At 38.8% G+C, this 17,280-nt stretch carries 12 protein-coding genes and 1 tRNA gene; 9 read left to right on the forward strand and 4 right to left on the reverse strand.

Annotation, left to right across the window (positions count from 1 at the left end; genetic code table 11):
• Positions 1 to 230: 230 nt before the first annotated feature.
• Positions 231 to 2,846 (forward strand): M1 family metallopeptidase, encoded by a 2,616-nt coding sequence (locus ANA_RS03205; RefSeq protein WP_015078613.1) that lies wholly within the window; start codon positions 231 to 233, stop codon positions 2,844 to 2,846.
• A gap of 463 nt (positions 2,847 to 3,309) precedes the next feature.
• On the opposite strand, the gene mrdA is transcribed toward ANA_RS03205, so the two are convergent.
• The 3 genes from mrdA to ANA_RS24045 are packed head-to-tail and all read right to left on the reverse strand — an operon-like array spanning position 3,310 to position 5,400.
• The gene (gene mrdA, locus ANA_RS03210; RefSeq protein ID WP_041457618.1) at positions 3,310 to 5,088 is read right to left on the reverse strand and encodes a penicillin-binding protein 2; all 1,779 of its coding nucleotides are present in this window, start codon (positions 5,086 to 5,088) and stop codon (positions 3,310 to 3,312) included.
• A gap of 26 nt (positions 5,089 to 5,114) precedes the next feature.
• A complete protein-coding gene (locus ANA_RS25600; RefSeq protein WP_148279019.1) occupies positions 5,115 to 5,312 on the reverse strand; it encodes a hypothetical protein in 198 nt (65 codons plus the stop codon).
• Positions 5,257 to 5,400, reverse strand: a complete 144-nt coding sequence (locus ANA_RS24045; protein ID WP_168694533.1) for a hypothetical protein — start codon at positions 5,398 to 5,400, stop codon at positions 5,257 to 5,259. The genes ANA_RS25600 and ANA_RS24045 overlap by 56 nt, the downstream gene beginning before the upstream one ends.
• 82 nt (positions 5,401 to 5,482) lie before the next feature.
• On the opposite strand from ANA_RS24045, the gene ANA_RS03215 reads away from it, so the two are divergent.
• The 6 genes from ANA_RS03215 to recN all read left to right on the forward strand — a co-directional run bounded on the left by ANA_RS03215 (position 5,483) and on the right by recN (position 14,531).
• Positions 5,483 to 6,619, forward strand: coding sequence for an ABC transporter ATP-binding protein (locus tag ANA_RS03215; RefSeq protein WP_015078615.1), 1,137 nt, complete (start codon positions 5,483 to 5,485; stop codon positions 6,617 to 6,619).
• The gene (locus ANA_RS03220; protein WP_015078616.1) at positions 6,620 to 7,702 is read left to right on the forward strand and encodes a polyamine ABC transporter substrate-binding protein; all 1,083 of its coding nucleotides are present in this window, start codon (positions 6,620 to 6,622) and stop codon (positions 7,700 to 7,702) included.
• 152 nt (positions 7,703 to 7,854) lie between these two features.
• Positions 7,855 to 8,736, forward strand: coding sequence for an ABC transporter permease (locus tag ANA_RS03225; protein ID WP_041457620.1), 882 nt, complete (start codon positions 7,855 to 7,857; stop codon positions 8,734 to 8,736).
• A 60-nt stretch (positions 8,737 to 8,796) separates the two neighbouring features.
• On the forward strand, positions 8,797 to 9,903 hold the full coding sequence (locus ANA_RS03230) for a Gfo/Idh/MocA family protein (RefSeq protein ID WP_015078618.1): 1,107 nt from the start codon (positions 8,797 to 8,799) through the stop codon (positions 9,901 to 9,903).
• 608 nt (positions 9,904 to 10,511) lie between these two features.
• On the forward strand, positions 10,512 to 12,608 hold the full coding sequence (locus ANA_RS03235) for a WD40 repeat domain-containing protein (protein WP_015078619.1): 2,097 nt from the start codon (positions 10,512 to 10,514) through the stop codon (positions 12,606 to 12,608).
• 192 nt (positions 12,609 to 12,800) lie between these two features.
• A complete protein-coding gene (recN, locus tag ANA_RS03240; RefSeq protein ID WP_015078620.1) occupies positions 12,801 to 14,531 on the forward strand; it encodes a DNA repair protein RecN in 1,731 nt (576 codons plus the stop codon).
• A gap of 160 nt (positions 14,532 to 14,691) precedes the next feature.
• On the opposite strand, the gene murA is transcribed toward recN, so the two are convergent.
• Complete coding sequence (gene murA, locus ANA_RS03245; protein ID WP_083881418.1) at positions 14,692 to 16,071, reverse strand: UDP-N-acetylglucosamine 1-carboxyvinyltransferase; 1,380 nt, start codon at positions 16,069 to 16,071, stop codon at positions 14,692 to 14,694.
• Between the two features lie 255 nt (positions 16,072 to 16,326).
• Here murA and ANA_RS03250 point away from each other — a divergent pair.
• Positions 16,327 to 16,410 (forward strand) — tRNA-Leu (locus ANA_RS03250).
• 55 nt (positions 16,411 to 16,465) lie between these two features.
• A complete protein-coding gene (locus ANA_RS03255; protein ID WP_015078622.1) occupies positions 16,466 to 17,248 on the forward strand; it encodes a TrmH family RNA methyltransferase in 783 nt (260 codons plus the stop codon).
• Positions 17,249 to 17,280: the final 32 nt, after the last annotated feature.

Raw genomic sequence — 17,280 nt, forward strand, 5'->3', positions numbered from 1 at the left:
TCCTGTGAAAACAATAGTCAATTTCTCATCTCCAAGTTATTCTAAAACTAATCTATATGGAAAATTAGTAGTATTTGTACTCAATAACAAATGATCACGGATCAAGATTCTCTTGAATCAAGGTAGGGAAGAGTTTGCTGATCAAAAAATGTCATACTACGCTACACTTCTTTACTTGTATGATTTACATCCCATTAAATCTTTTAGAATTAGAAGGCTAGAAATAATAAATGTTGCAGTTTTATTTTGATACCGAAAAAACCGGACACAACCGTTTTGAGTTACCAGGGGCAAAACCACACTATAACCCTGACCGACCTGGACAGGTAGAACATATTTTTCTGGATCTGAGTTTGGATATCCCTAACCAAAGTTGCTACGGAACTTGTAGTATTCGCCTATTACCAGTGCGGAATGGGATTGATAGATTGACTTTGGATGCGGTAAATCTGAAGATCACCGCTGTACAAGTAAACGCAGTTGAGCAAAAATTTGAATATGATGGCGAAAAACTTGGTATCTACCTGTCACAACCCACTGAAATTGGTCATCGCTTGTTAATTGCGATCGCCTACGCCGCCGAAAAACCCCAACGGGGCATTTACTTTATTCAACCAAACAAACACTACCCCCACAAACCGACCCAAGTCTGGACACAAGGAGAAGACGAAGATTCTCGCTACTGGTTTCCCTGTTTCGACTACCCTGGACAATTATCAACTTCAGAAATTCGCGTTCGTGTTCCCAATCCCTTAGTAGCTATCTCCAACGGTGAACTAATTGACACCGTAGAGGAGGCAAAATACAAAACCTACCATTGGTCACAACAACAAGTTCATCCTACCTACTTGATGACCTTAGCCGTTGGTGATTTTGCGGAAATTCGGGACGAGTGGCATGATAAACCCGTTACCTACTACGTCGAAAAGGGACGAGAAGCAGATGCTCAACGCAGCATGGGCAAAACTCCCCAAATGATTGAATTTCTCAGTGAAAAGTATGGTTATCCTTACGCTTTCCCCAAATATGCTCAAGTTTGCGTAGACGACTTTATTTTTGGAGGCATGGAAAATACTTCCACAACTCTATTAAGTGACCGATGTTTACTAGACGAACGAGCAATATTAGATAATCGTAATACCGAAAGTTTAGTTGTCCACGAACTTGCACACCAATGGTTTGGGGATTTGGTGGTAATTAAACATTGGTCCCATGCTTGGATTAAGGAAGGCATGGCTTCCTATTCAGAGGTAATGTGGACCCAACGGGAATATGGCGACCAAGAAGCCGCATATTATCGGTTAAAGGAAGCGTGGAGTTATTTAAGTGAAGATAGCAGTCGCTACCGCAGACCCATGGTAACTCATGTTTACCGGGAAGCAATTGAACTTTATGACCGCCACATTTATGAAAAAGGATCTTGTGTTTATCACATGATTCGGGCAGAATTGGGTGATGAATTATTTTGGCAAGCAGTCCAAACATTTGTTCAAGACAACGCCCACCAAACTGTCGAAACGATAGACTTATTAAGAGCAATTGAAAAAGCCACAGGACGAAATTTGGCTTTCCTGTTTGATCAATATGTCTATCGTGGTGGTCATCCTGATTTTAAAGTAGCTTATGCCTGGGATGGTGACGCAAATTTAGCGAAGGTGACAGTCACCCAAACCCAAGCCAAAGCCGATAGTAAGGATTTATTTAATCTCAGGATTCCCATTGGTTTTGGATATAAAGAAAATCCCCAACTCACAACTTTTACAGTTCGGGTACATGAAAAAGAACAAAGTTTTTACTTTCCACTAACACAAAAGCCTGATTTTATTAGCTTTGATGTGGGCAATAATTACTTAAAAACAGTCAAGTTAGAATTTCCAATTTCCGAATTAAAAGCCCAATTAGAATTTGATCCTCATCCCATTTCTCGCATTTATGCTGCGGAAGCTTTAGCGAAAAAAGGCGGATTAGAAGCGACTTTAGCCCTATCCTCAGCTTTGAAAAATGAGCCTTTTTGGGGTGTGCGGATCGAAGTTGCTAAGGAATTGGCAGAAATTCAATTAGATCAAGCTTTTGATGGTTTAGTAGCTGGATTAGATGATCCTAGTCCCTTTGTGCGGCGGGCTGTGATTAGTTCTTTAGCGCGAATTAAAACTCATGATAGCTATAAAGCTGTAAAGAGTGTTGTCCAACATGGGGATGCCAGCTACTATGTAGAAGCTGCGGCTTGTCGGACTATTGCGGCTATAGCAGCGGCACATTTGGAAGATAAACCCCATGAAGACAAGGTAATCAAGTTACTCAAATCTGTTTTAGAAGAACGGGCTGGTTGGAATGAAGTTGTCCGCAGTGGGGCTGTGGCTGGTTTAGCTGAATTCAAATCCTCAGAAGCAGCTTTAAGTTTATTACTGGAATACACGAAAGCTGGGATACCGCAACCATTACGTCTCGGTGCAATTCGCGCTGTTGGCAAAATTTCCACTGGTCAAACTCCCGCTAATATTGAACGAATTTTAGACCGATTAGCGGAAATTGCTAGAGAGACTTTCTTTTTAACTCAGGTAGCGGTTTTAACAGCCTTGGGACAAATGGAAACTCCCAAAGCCATTGGTATTTTGCAATCTTTAGCCAATCAAACCGCAGATGGCCGTGTTCGTCGCTATGCTGAAGAGGAAGTGAGTAAAGTGCAAAAGAATATTGGCACAGACAAAACCCTGAAGCAATTACGTGAGGAACTTGATCAAATTAAACAGCAAAATCAGGAATTGAAAAGCCGGCTGGAAAATTTGGAAGCGAAATCAAATTCAGAGGCAACGGGGAACGGGGAACAGGGAACGGGAAACAGATAAGAGGTTTTGAGCAACTTTACTTTTCGTTACATATTACTTTTCGAGAAGCCGCTCCGCGTCTACGGTTTTTTCCGTTCACCTACTTAGTCTGTCAAATTTATTTTGACGGGTTTTTGGTAGTGCGGGCATTTTGCCCGCTAATCATCAAGGACACCTAAAAACTTTTTGGATTTTTAGGTGTCAATTCCGGGGTTTTCAGCCTATTTTCTGATAACTCTACTTTAGGTAGTAGCAATATTTTTTAAGGTCGAGTAGTCTTAAATTTATTAATGCCTGAAAAACGTATATGTACCCTGGAGATAATTTCAGGGTATTTTTTTGTGTTTTTAACAATCACCTAAGTAAGTCTGCCCAATAAAATCGATATATGTTTAGTTTTGTAAAAACCGTGAAACACCCTATTTATAAGGTATTCGTTAATTTATATTTCGTTACATAGATTGATTCTTTAACGCCGACCTACTTATTTTCGAGCAAAATGTTTTTCCATTACTTCTAAAATCATGGGTGCTGCAACACTACCACCACCACCACCGGAATGTTCAGCAAAGGCCACCACTAAAATTTCTGGCTTATCCGCAGGTGCATAAGCCCCAAACCAAGCGTGATTTTCTTTAACTCCTTTCTTCCAAGCTTCAGCCGTCCCACTCTTACCGGCTACCGGGGGAAGAGAGGGGACATTTAAGACCTTACCTGTACCTTCACTAACCACCTTTCGTAATCCTTCACGCAAAATTTTGACAGTTGTGGGCTTGAGATTTAATGATTCTCTCCAGCTTTTAGCTTCTTCATTATCTTTCAACACATGGGGTTGGACGCGATAACCACCATTAGCCGGAACAGCAAACATCACAGCGACTTGTAAAGGTGTAGCTTGTAAAGCACCTTGGCCAATGGACATATTCACAGTGTCACCGACACTCCAAGGTATCTTCCATGTTTTCTGTTTCCAATTTTCATCGGGAACTAAACCCTTGGACTCTTCTGTAGTAAATTCAAAGCCGGTTTTTTGACCAAATCCATATTTACGAGTCCATTCGATCAATGTTGGTCCACCGACTCGCTTACCAATTTGATAAAAGAAGGTATCGCTACTCCACTGCATCGCTCCTACAAAACCCAATGGTCCAAAACCAGCATGATTCCATTCACCAAAGGTAGTCCCACCAATAGTTAAAGAACCGTAGGTTTGTAATACCGTATCAGGAGAAAATTTACCTGATTCTAGTGCAGCGGTTGTGGTGACGATTTTAAAGGTACTGGCTGGAGGAAAGACACTAATGGCACGATTGACTAAAGGATGTTCAGAACCTTGGACAGTTTCCCAATCTTTTTGAGAAAGTTTTTGTTTAGAAAAGATATTGGGGTCAAAGGTGGGATGAGATACCATGGCTAAGATAGCCCCATTTTTAGGGTCAATGGCGACTATTGCGCCATTGCGTTTACCTAAAGCTTTTTCTGCTGCCATTTGTATATCTAAATCTATGGTCAAGTGCAGATCATTACCAGCTTTCGCTTGTTTGCTCCCCAATATTCGTAGAGGTATACCGCTACCATCTACTTCTATTTGCTGCCCTCCCCATTCACCTCTTAACAATTTTTCATACGCTTTTTCTACTCCCATTTGACCCATGACATCTCCTAATCTGTAGCCTTCAGCTTTCTTTTTTTCCAACTGTTTAGCGGTAACTTCACGGGTGTAGCCAAGTATATGAGCCAACTCTTGACCATGAGGATAATAACGCACCGCTTCAGTATTTATTTCTACTCCTGGTAGTTCATTTTCATACTCTTTTAAGGCTGTTACCTGTGCTTCGTTTAAATTGCGAGCGATGCGAATTAGTGAAGAATGATTAACAGCAGATTGTTCAAGTGTTTTCTCGATCTCTTCTGGGGAGGTGTCAAGAATTTTGGCTAGACGTGGACCAACTACCGGCCAGGAGGGTTTGGTATGTGCCATTGGCCACAAATATACAGATCGGGGATAACGGGTGCTGGCTAATAATTTACCATTTCGGTCAAAAATATTACCTCTTTCTGGTTGTTTGGAAATAATCCGAATCCGATTAGATTCTGCGCGGATGCGGTGGTTTTTTCCTTCGATAATTTGTAAATATATTAATCTAGCGCCGATACCAGATAACATTAATAATGTGAATAAAATTACAAATGTGGATTGGACACCACGTCCAACTGTGCGTGTATTTTTTTTTATACTAAATAATGATGATAAGATAGCCATAGGAATTGGGGAGTGGGGAGTGGGGACTAGGGACAACGAACAACTGACAACTGTACGGGCGAAGCATTTGGAGAACTATTTTTGGCAATGACCGATAATTTATCTTCCAAATGCTTTGCCTGTACGGGCGAAGCATTTGGAGAACTGTTTTTGGCAATGACCGATAATTTATCTTCCAAATGCTTCGCCCCTACTGACAACTGACAACTGTACGGGCGAAGCATTTGGAGAACTATTTTTGGCAATGACCGATAATTTATCTTCCAAATGCTTCGCCCCTACTGACAACTGACAACTGTACGGGCGAAGCATTTGGAGAACTATTTTTGGCAATGACCGATAATTTATCTTCCAAATGCTTCGCCCCTACTGACAACTGACAACTGACAAGATTATGGCTCAAACTGCGATACAGAATCAAAGAGGTTCAAAAACATTACAGCCACTTGATGTTGAATTGCGTAATGTATTTAAGTTTTTCAACCAAGAACCCGCAGTCCACGGAGTGGATTTGGATGTTAGGCAGGGAGAGTTCTTTAGTATTTTAGGTCCATCTGGTTGTGGAAAAACAACGACACTCCGCTTAATTGCTGGATTTGAAAGGGTGGATGCTGGTAAGTTACTCATTCAAGGTCAGTTAATGACTGATGTTCCTCCTTATCTGCGACCTGTGAATACTGTATTTCAAAGTTATGCTTTATTTAATCACTTGAATGTGTGGGAAAACATTGCTTTTGGATTGCGATTAAAAAAAATATCCAAATCGGAAATTGCTAGTCGCGTTACAGATGCTTTGAAACTAGTAAAAATGGAAAGTTTGCGATCGCGTGTTCCCAGTCAACTCTCCGGTGGTCAACAACAGCGGGTAGCCTTAGCAAGGGCTTTGGTTAATCGTCCCGCAGTCATTCTCCTCGATGAACCTTTGGGAGCATTAGACTTAAAACTTCGCAAGGAGATGCAGGTTGAGTTATCTAATCTTCACAAGGATTTAGGGTTAACTTTTGTGATGGTGACACATGATCAGGAAGAAGCACTATGCTTATCTGATCGCATTGCGGTGATGAATCAAGGCAAAATAGAACAAATTGGTACTCCTAGCCAAATTTACGAAAGTCCGCAAACACCTTTTGTGGCTGACTTTATTGGTGATACTAATCTATTTAGCGGTGAAATTGTGGAAGTAGATGCAGAATCTGTGACAATTTCTACTAAAACCGGATTAACCATAATTGTTGGTCGTAATGAACAAACTCCTCTAAAAATAGCTCAAAGTGTTGTTGTTAGTGTGCGTCCTGAAAAAATTCAACTTTCCCTTTATCAACCTAATATACCCACAAATTGTTTCGAGGGACGACTAATTAATGTCATGTATTTAGGAACTCATGTTAATTATGTTGTGGAATTAATCAATGGTGTGAACCTCAATGTTTTACAACCCAATACTTATGGTAGCTTACCAGATAGAAATACACCCATTTATGCTTGGTGGGAAAAATTTGACTGTTTAGCTATTAGTCAAGATGTAAATTAGATGACTAACAGACGGAATTTTCTCAAAAAGATGGCGGCATTTTCTACCTTATCTTTAGGTAGTTGTGGTTGGCGACTAGCTAATGTGGGGTCAAACTATATTAGCTCTAATCAAAGTGACAAACTATATATTTATACCTGGACTCAATATACAGATAAAGAATTAATAACTACCTTCACGACCCAAACAGGTGTGAAAGTAATAGCAGATGTATATGAATCCAATGATGTGATGTTGGCTAAGTTGCAAGCTGGAGGTGGTGGTACTTATAGCATCATTTACCCATCTGACTATATGGTACAAAAGATGGCGGAAAAAGGGTTATTAATAGAAATAGATCATAGCCGTTTAATTGGCTTAGATAATTTATTTCCCCAGTTTAATAATCCTAGTTATGACCCTAATAACCGTTACAGTATTCCTTTTAATTGGGGAACAACGGGTTTATTATATAATTCAGAAAAACTCACAAATGCCCCTGAAGATTGGGAGTATCTTTGGCAAAATCAAGATCAACTAAATAAACGCTTTACCTTACTCAATGATGTGCGAGAGGTAATGGGTGCAACATTACGGATGTTGGGCTATTCCTATAATTCCCAAAATGAAAATGAGGTTAAACAAGCATATCAGAAATTGCAGATATTAAAACCTGCTATTGCGGCTTTTGATACAGATGCTTGGCAAAATAAAATTCTGGCGGGAGATTTAGCGGTCGCTATGTGTTATTCTGCTGATGCCGTCAAAATTTGCCAGGAAAATCCCAAACTCAAATTTGTAATTCCTCGTAGTGGTTCTTCATTATGGACTGATACTATTGTCATTCCCAAATCTAATCCTAATATAGCTGGTGCTTATGCCTGGATTAATTTAATTTTGCAACCAGAAGTAGCAGCAAAAATTTCTGAAAGATTATATATTTCTACTCCTAGTCGGGCAGGATTTGAACAGTTACCAAAAGCAATTCAAGAGAATACTAATTTATTTCCTCCTCAATCACTTTTAGCAAAATGTGAACGTCTGACACCTTTAGGAAAATTTGAAGAGATTTATGAACGTTATTGGACTCAATTACTAACTTAAGGAGTCAGGAGTCAGGAGTCAGGAGAAAGAAGAAAGAAAGAAGGAGGAAAGGAGGAAAGAAAGAAGGAGGAAAATATTTTGTCCTATGGCTTTTACCGTAAATATTAATATCTCATTCAAGTGCATACCGCTATACAATCACTAATTTGCAAATGGAATCTTCTAGCGACCTGAACAAAATAGAGAAATTACAACCTGCTGGGAAAAATTGGTTATCTCCTTTGGGCTTACTAGCACCATCTGGTATTTGGTTATTAATGTTGCTAGTTTTGCCAACATTAATAATTTTTGAGTTAAGTTTAGTCCCGGATATTCGACCAGGAGATTTAGTAAATCCCAGCGGTTTAGGTAACTATCTTCGCATTTTTGAACCGATTTATTTAAAGGTGATATTCAACTCACTTCTTTTGGCATTTGGTACTACTATTATTACTTTAATTTTAGGTTTTCCCGTTGCTTATTGGATTGCTTTAATAGCACCGAAGCGGTGGCAAACTTTATTAGTATTAGCTTTTGTTTTACCTTTATGGACTTCTTCTTTATTGCGTTCTTACGCATGGATTACAATTTTACGTCCCACTGGATTATTAAATAGTATATTAGCCAGTTTTGGTTTACCCGCTATCAATATTTTGAACAGTAACTTAGCGGTATTAATTGGCATGAGTTACAGCCTGTTACCCTACATGGTATTAATTTTATATGCTTCCTTAGAAAAGTTAGATAAACAATTGTTAGAAGCTGCTGCTGATTTGGGTGCAAATCCCATGCAAACCTTTTGGAAAGTGACTGTACCTCAAGTTTTACCAGGAATTGCGGCTGGTTCGCTACTAGTTTTTATTACTGGGTTAGGAGATTTTATAGACCCAGAATTACTGGGTGGTACTTCGAGTATGACTGCTGCGCGGTTAGTTTATAATCAGTTTCTAGGTGCTAGTCAAAATTGGGGGTTTGGTTCAGCATTGAGTATGGTATTGATTTTGATGGTGAGTATTGCAATTGCTTTCGTGATTAAATTTGATCAAACTAAATAATTGATTTTCTATCTTCACAAAGGTACAATTATTTTTAAGTAAACTTAGCAAAGACTAAACATGATTGGGGTAGCAGTTATTGGCACGGGATTTGGTCAAAAAGTCCATATTCCCGCATTTCAAGCACATCATAATACTAAGATTGTCGCTGTTTATCATCGAGATGTCAATAAAGCAAAAACTATTGCAGAAACTCATAATATCCCTTATGCAAGCGATAATTTAGCCGAAATTCTAGCTTTACCGACAGTTGAAGCTGTCAGCATTTCCACACCGCCATTTTTACACTATGAAATGGCTAAACAGGTTTTGCAAGCTGGTAAACATCTTTTGTTAGAAAAACCTATAACTTTAAATGTCAATGAATCTCAAGAATTATATCAATTAGCCAAAAATCAAGGTGTAATTGCCACTGTAGATTTTGAATTTCGGTTTGTTCCAGAATGGCAATTTTTTGCTCAACTTCTTGCTGAAAATTATGTGGGGAATATCCGATTAATTAAAATTGATTGGTTGGGTTCTTCTCGCGCTGATACTTCTCGTCCTTGGAATTGGTATTCTACTCAAGAAAAAGGTGGTGGTGCTTTAGGTTCTTTAGGTTCTCATGCTTTTGATTATATTAATTGGTTATTTGGTCCAGTTCACAAATTAAACGCTCATTTAATTACTGCTATTTCGGAAAGAGTTAATCCAGTAACTGGAGAATTACAAGCAGTTGATACTGATGATACTTGTTTATTATCTCTAGAATTGGCAAATGGTACACCTTGCCAAGTTGCTATTAGTGCGGTTGTTCATGCAGCTAGAACTCATTGGATAGAAGTTTATGGTGATAAGGGAACATTAGTTTTAGGTAGCAAGAATCAAAAAGACTATATTCATGGTTTTCGGGTTTGGGGTTCTCAACCGGGAGAATCTTTAACAGAAATAGCAATTCCCCAACAATTTCTCTTTCCTCAACATTATCATGATGGGCGAATTTGTGCTTTTCTTCGTGTTGTTGATGAATGGGTAAAAGGAATTACTAATCATCAAGAAATTACACCTTCTTTAAAAGAAGGGGTTTATTCGCAATTGTTAATGGATTTATCCCATGAATCTCATGAAACAGGAAGTTGGGTAAATGTGCCAAGTTTGGAAGAGTTGGTTCTACCGCTCCCCTTGTGATTAAATATCCCTTTTATATATCCAGAACCATTGATGTATATAAGTTTTAAGTTTTATCCAAATTAATAGCGATTCCTATGTCCTAGGTCGCGCTAGTAGTTCGTCAAATTTATTTTGACGGGTAATGATCGGAAAAAACTTCTGTTTTTCCCTCCTCTTCTCCCCCTGCTTGCCTTTACCCGTCATTTTTGGATTGACAGACTACTAGTTCCCTCTTAATGAGAACTTGGTCTTATGTCTTAGTGTAACTGATACATTATAATACTAATGCTACCTTAATAAAACCCACCTTCCGCTTGTTCCTGATAATGGATTTTAATACCATTTTTGGTAATTCATAGCGGCTCTTGTGTCTTTTCTCTACTTAGAATCTCATGTAATCAATAAGCTAAGGATTTTACTAGGGTATTGACATCTGGAAATTTTATGCTATTGTCAAGATATACAATCTGGAAGTTTTCATATCTAAAAATTAGCGTTGCGGAAGGAAAGAACTTTTTGCACGCAGAGACGCAGAGGCGCAAAGAGTATAAAGTTTTATTTGCTGAATTTTATTGACTATGTTTTGTGATATAGTAATCACGACTTGACAAGTAATACCAGTTAACATGAATAATCGTCAGTTGCTAAAATTTAGCGAGTATGTATGTTTGGGGTTATCAGTATTAGGAACAATAGTAGCGACAGCGACGCAACAGGTGGTTTATGCAGTTATTCCCCTGAGTTTAAGTGTAGCTTTAAATTTAGTTAATCGTCCTAAGTTTAATTATTCCCAATCACAAATTGAGCAATTACAAACAAGTTTGCAAAATATCACTGAAGAATTTCACCAAGTAGAAAAAACCATGAATACCTCTAATCAACGTTTGGAACAAATCGAAGCTTGGAGACAACAACTCAGCCAAATTATTGACCAAACTATTGAAAGTGCTATTAATGAACGTTTGGGAAAACTTGAAGTGTACAAACAGGAAATTAGTCAAATTGTTGACCAGAAAATTCAAATATCAATGCAAAAATTAAGTACAGAATTTAATGCAGTTAATCAACAAATGCAAATTGTCAATAATCGGGTACAGCAATTAGATGTTTCTCTGGAAAATTTGAGTTCTACTGTTGATAAAGATGAATATTTAAGCAATATGGCAGAATTGAAGACTGAATTATCACAAATCAATCAACAGCTACAAGTCTTTAGTTCTCGATTTGCAGAAATTGAACCTTCTATCAAAAATGGCAATGAAAGCAGTCAGCAACAATTAGCAGAATTACGGGATAATCAAAGTCAGAAATTTACCCAAATTCATCAACAAATCGAAGTTGTTAATTCTCGATTTGCAGAAATTGATAATTCAACACAAAAATTACATCAGACAATTTTAGAACAAAACCAATCAATAGGTGAAATTAAAGAAAAGCAAGAAAGTGAAATTTCCAAAAATAATGATATCCTTGATTCTATTAACCAACGGTTGACAGATGGATTAACAGAATTAGATAGTTTATTTACAGCTTTGGTACAACCGTTACAGGTTGAAAATAAATCAAATTCGCAAACAAATCCAATACCAGAAACAGCAAGTCAAGAAAGAGAAGAAATTAATAGAATTAATAACTTAGATTCTATTGGAAATTCTATTAACGAATCGTTAAAAACATTAGATGTATTAACGGAATTAAATACTTGGTTTAACCCGTCACAGTTAGGAAATGAATCAAGTATAAAAGAATCAGATAATTATCAAGAAACACTAGAAGTAATTCCTACCACATCTATAACAGATGACAAAACAGGAAAATTAGTATTTTTCAGTAATCTCAAAGGACATGAAAATAAAGTTCTCTCTGTAGCTTTTAGTCCTGATGGTAGATTTTTAGCAAGTGGTAGTGATGATACAATAATTAAATTGTGGGATTTAGCAACTCAGCAACATCGCACCTTTGCAGGACATGGAGAATATTCTTGGTCTAGAGGGATTAATTCCCTAGATTTTAGTCCAGATGGTAAATTCTTAGTCAGTGGAAGTGATGACAAAACTATTAAATTGTGGGATGTAAATTTAGGAATAGAAATTTTCACTTTTACAGGACATCAAGAAAGAGTTAATGCTGTCTCATTTAGTCCCTTGGGAAAAATTTTAGCAAGTGGGAGTAAAGACAAAACAGTTAAACTGTGGTCATTAGAAACAGGAAAAGAAGTTTACTCTTTCAAAAGTCATACCGATGATGTTTTATCTGTAACTTTTAGTCCCGACGGTAAACTATTAGCTAGTAGTGCAGGTGGTAATGATAAAACTATCAAGATTTTACAATTAGCTGAAAATAAAGTGAAAACATTAACAGGACATTCTGATTGGTTTGGAGGGATTACTTCTCTAGCATTTAGTCCCGACGGAAAAACTTTAATTAGTGGTAGTCAAGACAAAACTATTAAACTTTGGAATCTAGAAACTAGTCAAGAAATTAAAACCTTATCAGGACATTCTGATCATATTTGTTCCGTTGCATATAGTCCCAATGGACAAATTTTAGCGAGCGCTAGTAAAGATAAAACAGTGAAATTATGGTCAGTCGCTAGTGGAGAAGAAATTTCCAGCGTAAAATGTACCGATTCTGTAATTTACTCAATTGCTTTTAGTCCAGATGGTAAAATATTAGCGGCTGGGAGTGGAGATACAACCATTACTATGTTTCCCATAGCCTAAGTTTGATTCTACAGGTAGGGTAAAGCCTGAACTAAACCCTTACACCTCTAAGTTTTGAGCGTTGCTGATAGCCATATTGAAGTAAAAAAAAGGAAAATTAAAAATCTTCACCTTTGCGCCTTTGCTTCTTTGTGCCTTTGCGCGAAACATAATTTGAAACCGGGTAAATCTGCAATAGTAAGGATTATTTAAATGCTGCTATATTTAAGAATTGAAAATTTCGCCTTAATTGATCATTTGGAATTGGATTTTGGTGCGGGTTTGAATGTGTTGACGGGAGAAACCGGCGCAGGAAAATCAATTATATTAGATGCTATTGATGCGGTTTTAGGTGGTAAAGTCTCTAGTCGGGTGATTAGAACTGGCACAAATCGCGCTATAGTGGAGGCGACTTTTAGCGTTACTCCGCCCCTAGCAGCTTGGTTGAGTGAACAAGAAATTGATTTAACCGATGATCATGCTGTGATCATTAGTCGAGAAATTGCCACTACTACCAGTAATATCCGCAGTCGGTCACGGGTGAATGGGGTACTGGTGAATCGCCCCTTAATGGCAGGATTACGGGATAACTTGGTAGAAATTACGGCACAAGGGCAAACGGTACAAGTGGGACAATCTGCCCAAGTTCGAGATTGGTTAGATTTATATGGTGGTGATGCTTTGTTGCACAAACGCCAAAATGTCGCTGCTGCTTTCATTGTATATCAACAAGCCCGGCAAGCGCTGGAAAAACGCCGGACATCGGAACGGGAACGGCTGCAACAATTGGATTTATTAACATATCAAGTCCAAGAATTGGGCGCTGCTAATCTTGATGATGCCCAGGAAATGGAACAATTAAATCAAGAACGGGAACGCCTGAATCATGTTGTGGATTTACAACAAATGAGTTACAAAGTTTATCAGGCTTTGTATCAAGATGATCAGGAAACTCGGACTGCTGCTGATTTATTAGCCGATGGAGAGATGACATTAACTCACATGGTGGAGTATGATTCTCAATTACAATCTTTGTTGGAATTGGTGCGAGATGCCGTTGCAGCGGTAATGGAAGTGGGGAGACAAATTAGTATTTATGGAGAAGGGTTAGAAGCAGATCCGCAACGGTTGGAAGAGGTGGATGAACGGATACGGGAATTAAAACAAATTTGTCGCAAATATGGACCGACTCTGACGGAAGCTATTTCTTATTATGAACGTATTCAAACTGAATTAGCTGAATTAAATAATAGTGAACAATCTATCGAAACTTTAGAACAACAAGAACAATTATCTTTACAAGAACTCCAACAAATTAGTCACCAATTAAGCCAATTACGGCGGCAAACTGCGGCTAATTTAGAATCTCGGTTATTAGCTGAACTCAAGCCGTTAGCGATGGATAAGGTGAAATTTAAAGTAGAAATTGTCCCCATTTCTCCCGCAGCTACAGGTGCAGATAAAATTACTTTTATGTTTAGTCCTAACCCCGGTGAACCTATTCAACCATTAACAGAAATTGCTTCTGGTGGAGAAATGAGCCGTTTTTTACTAGCTTTAAAAGCTTGTTTCCATCAAGGAAATGAAGTGGGAACAATGATATTTGATGAAATTGATGTGGGAGTTTCTGGTAGAGTTGCCCAAGCTATAGCGGAAAAATTGCACCAACTTAGTCAAGGACATCAAGTATTATGTGTAACTCATCAGCCTCTAGTTGCCGCAATGGCAGATCGTCATTTTCGCGTTGATAAATTAGTTATTAATAAAGCCAGAAATAGTAATGATGAACAGCGGACTGTGGTGAGGGTGACAAGTTTGGATAATTTAACTACTCGTCGGGAAGAATTGGCTCAGTTAGCTGGTGGTAAATCGGCAAATGAGGCAATTTCTTTTGCTGAATCTTTATTATTACAAGCTGCTAATCATCGGGAAAGGGGAAAATAGATGGTGAAATTGTCTGATAGCCTAGCGTGGTGCAAGCCGGATCAGGATGTCCAGGATTTTAGCAACTTTGTCAAATTTAATCAATAGCCAAAAGCGATCGCACTTCGCACAATACGGAGAGCGATCGCCATTAAGTTTACAACAACAAAATACTCAAACCTTAGATAGAAACTGAGGCTGGGGGATTAATGTTATTAACAAGTAAATCTGCATCTTTTGACGCTTCATTTACACGAATAATTTTTGCTCCTAATTGCTGCAACTTCAGATCCAGACGATCATAACCCCGATCTAAATGGTGTAATCCTTGCACTGTTGTTGTTCCAGATGCTGCTAATCCGGCGATAACTAAGGCTGCGGAAGCTCTTAAATCTGTACCTATAACTGGTGCGCCTGATAACATTGGCACTCCCCGCACAAAAGCAGTATTACCTTTAACACGGATATCTGCACCCAAACGATTCAATTCGGAAGCATGACGCAAGCGATTTTCAAAGACTGATTCATTAATGATACTGTCACCTTCTGCTACAGCTAGTAAAGCCATAAAAGGTGCTTGCATATCCGTGGGAAACCCAGGATGAGGCAAGGTATCAATATTTATAGCCTTGAGAGTTTTCGCTGGTAAAATCCGTAAGCAATCTTTTCCTTCCTCAATAATTGACACGCCAATCTCTTGCAATTTAGCAATAACTGGGATTAAATGATCCGGTACAATTGGGGATAGAATAATTTCAGAGCGGGTAATTGCTCCAGCGATTAACAAAGTCCCTGCTTCAATGCGATCAGGAATAATAGTATAGTCGGTTGAGTGTAATTTAGGTACGCCAACTATAGTAATTGTACTTGTTCCCGCACCTTGAATTTTTGCTCCCATTGAGTTGCAGAAGTTAGCTAAATCAACTACTTCTGGCTCTCTGGCAGCATTATCAAGGATGGTTTCTCCATCTGCTAGAGTAGCAGCCATCATCAAGGTTTCCGTCGCACCGACACTGGGAGTATCTAAGTAGATTTTCGCGCCTCTTAACCTACCATTATTTCCGGGAACATGAGCATTACAAATACCATGTTCAATTTGCACCTCTGCGCCCATTGCTTGCAGTCCTCTGACGTGCAAATCTACCGGTCTAGCCCCTATGGCACAACCACCCGGCAAGGGCATTTGTGCAACTCCTAGTCGGGCTAAAATTGGACCAATGGCAAAAAAACTGGCTCGCAGTTGGGTAACGAGTTCATAAGGGGCTTTAGATGTGGTAATTTCCCGCGCATCAACATCTAAAATGTCCCCTTCTCTATTTAAACGTAATCCTAAAGCTGATAGAACTTGTCCCATTCGCGCTACATCCGCCAATAAAGGAACGTTGCGAATGCGACAATCGCCAGAACAGAGGAACGTTCCCGCCATGATTACCAGTGCGGAATTCTTAGCCCCGCTAATGTTTACATGACCGCCCAAAGAATGCCCTCCACTGATTTGCAAGACTGAGGAGTCTGCTTCTAGTGAAGATTTGGCATCTGGTAAGCTGCTAGAAGAATTAATAAGCCTACCTCCAAAAGTAAGTAATTATAAAGGTTTGATGTTGGTTTTGATTCTATCTCGACAATCATCTAGCTAAAAGCGGGAAGATTTTTCTTGAAGTTGTCAAATGCCATAAAGTCGTTAGATTCTATCATGCGGTATGCCAGTTTGATTGGAAAAATCGGGATTAGCTAGATGTCTATTCTGGCAAATTTTTTCTTGACAAATGAAAATGATTAGGACATAATGATAAATCGTAAATAAGATTCAATTCCAGCGGAACTGGCGGAATTGGCAGACGCGCTAGATTCAGGTTCTAGTGCCTTCACGGGCTTCCGGGTTCAAGTCCCGGGTTCCGCATATCAGTATATCAATTTTGGATTGATCTCAAATCCGAAATTTCAAATCTAAGATTGTGTTAACAAGTTTACAAAATTCCCTAGTTAAACAAATCCGCAAGTTGCACTCCACCAAGGAGAGAAATAAGCAACAGCTTTTTTTATTGGAAGGAACGCATTTATTAGAAGAAGCTTGTGCGGTTAGCTATCCTTTAGATGCGGTATGTTGCACTCCTCAATGGCAGGAAACACATCCCCAATTGTGGGAAATTATTTGTGGTCAATGCTATCGTGTTGAAATTGTTAGTCCAGAAGTTTTAGCAGCAATGGCAACAACTGTCAATCCTGATGGTATAGTGGCGATAGCTCAACGAGAAGCACAAGCAAGACAAATTCCGTTTACTGGTTTAGTTCTGGCTTTGGAAACTGTCCAAGATCCTGGTAATTTGGGGACGATGATTCGCACAGCCGCAGCGGCAAGTGCATCAGGTTTGTGGTTAAGTGAAGATAGTGTAGACTTAGATAATCCCAAGGTTTTACGCGCTTCTGCTGGGCAATGGTTTCGTTTGAATATGGCTGTAAGTGGAGATTTGAAAGCCACAGTTCAACAAAGTCAGCAAGCAGGAATGCAGGTAGTAGCTACCTTACCTCATGCCGATTTAACTTATTGGCAGGTAGATTGGTGTAAACCTAGTTTAATATTATTGGGTAACGAAGGGGCAGGATTATCAGCGGATTTAGCCGCGTTGGCAGATATTCAAGTAAAAATTCCTCTTAATCCTGGGGTGGAATCCTTGAATGTAGGAATCACTGCTGCTTTAATGTTATATGAAGCCCAAAGACAGAAAATTTCTGGATAATCTTCAGTTATAGATTTTTGTTTTTATGTGAG

This window comes from Anabaena sp. 90, from assembly GCF_000312705.1.
GTDB classification, from domain to species: Bacteria; Cyanobacteriota; Cyanobacteriia; order Cyanobacteriales; family Nostocaceae; genus Dolichospermum; species Dolichospermum lemmermannii.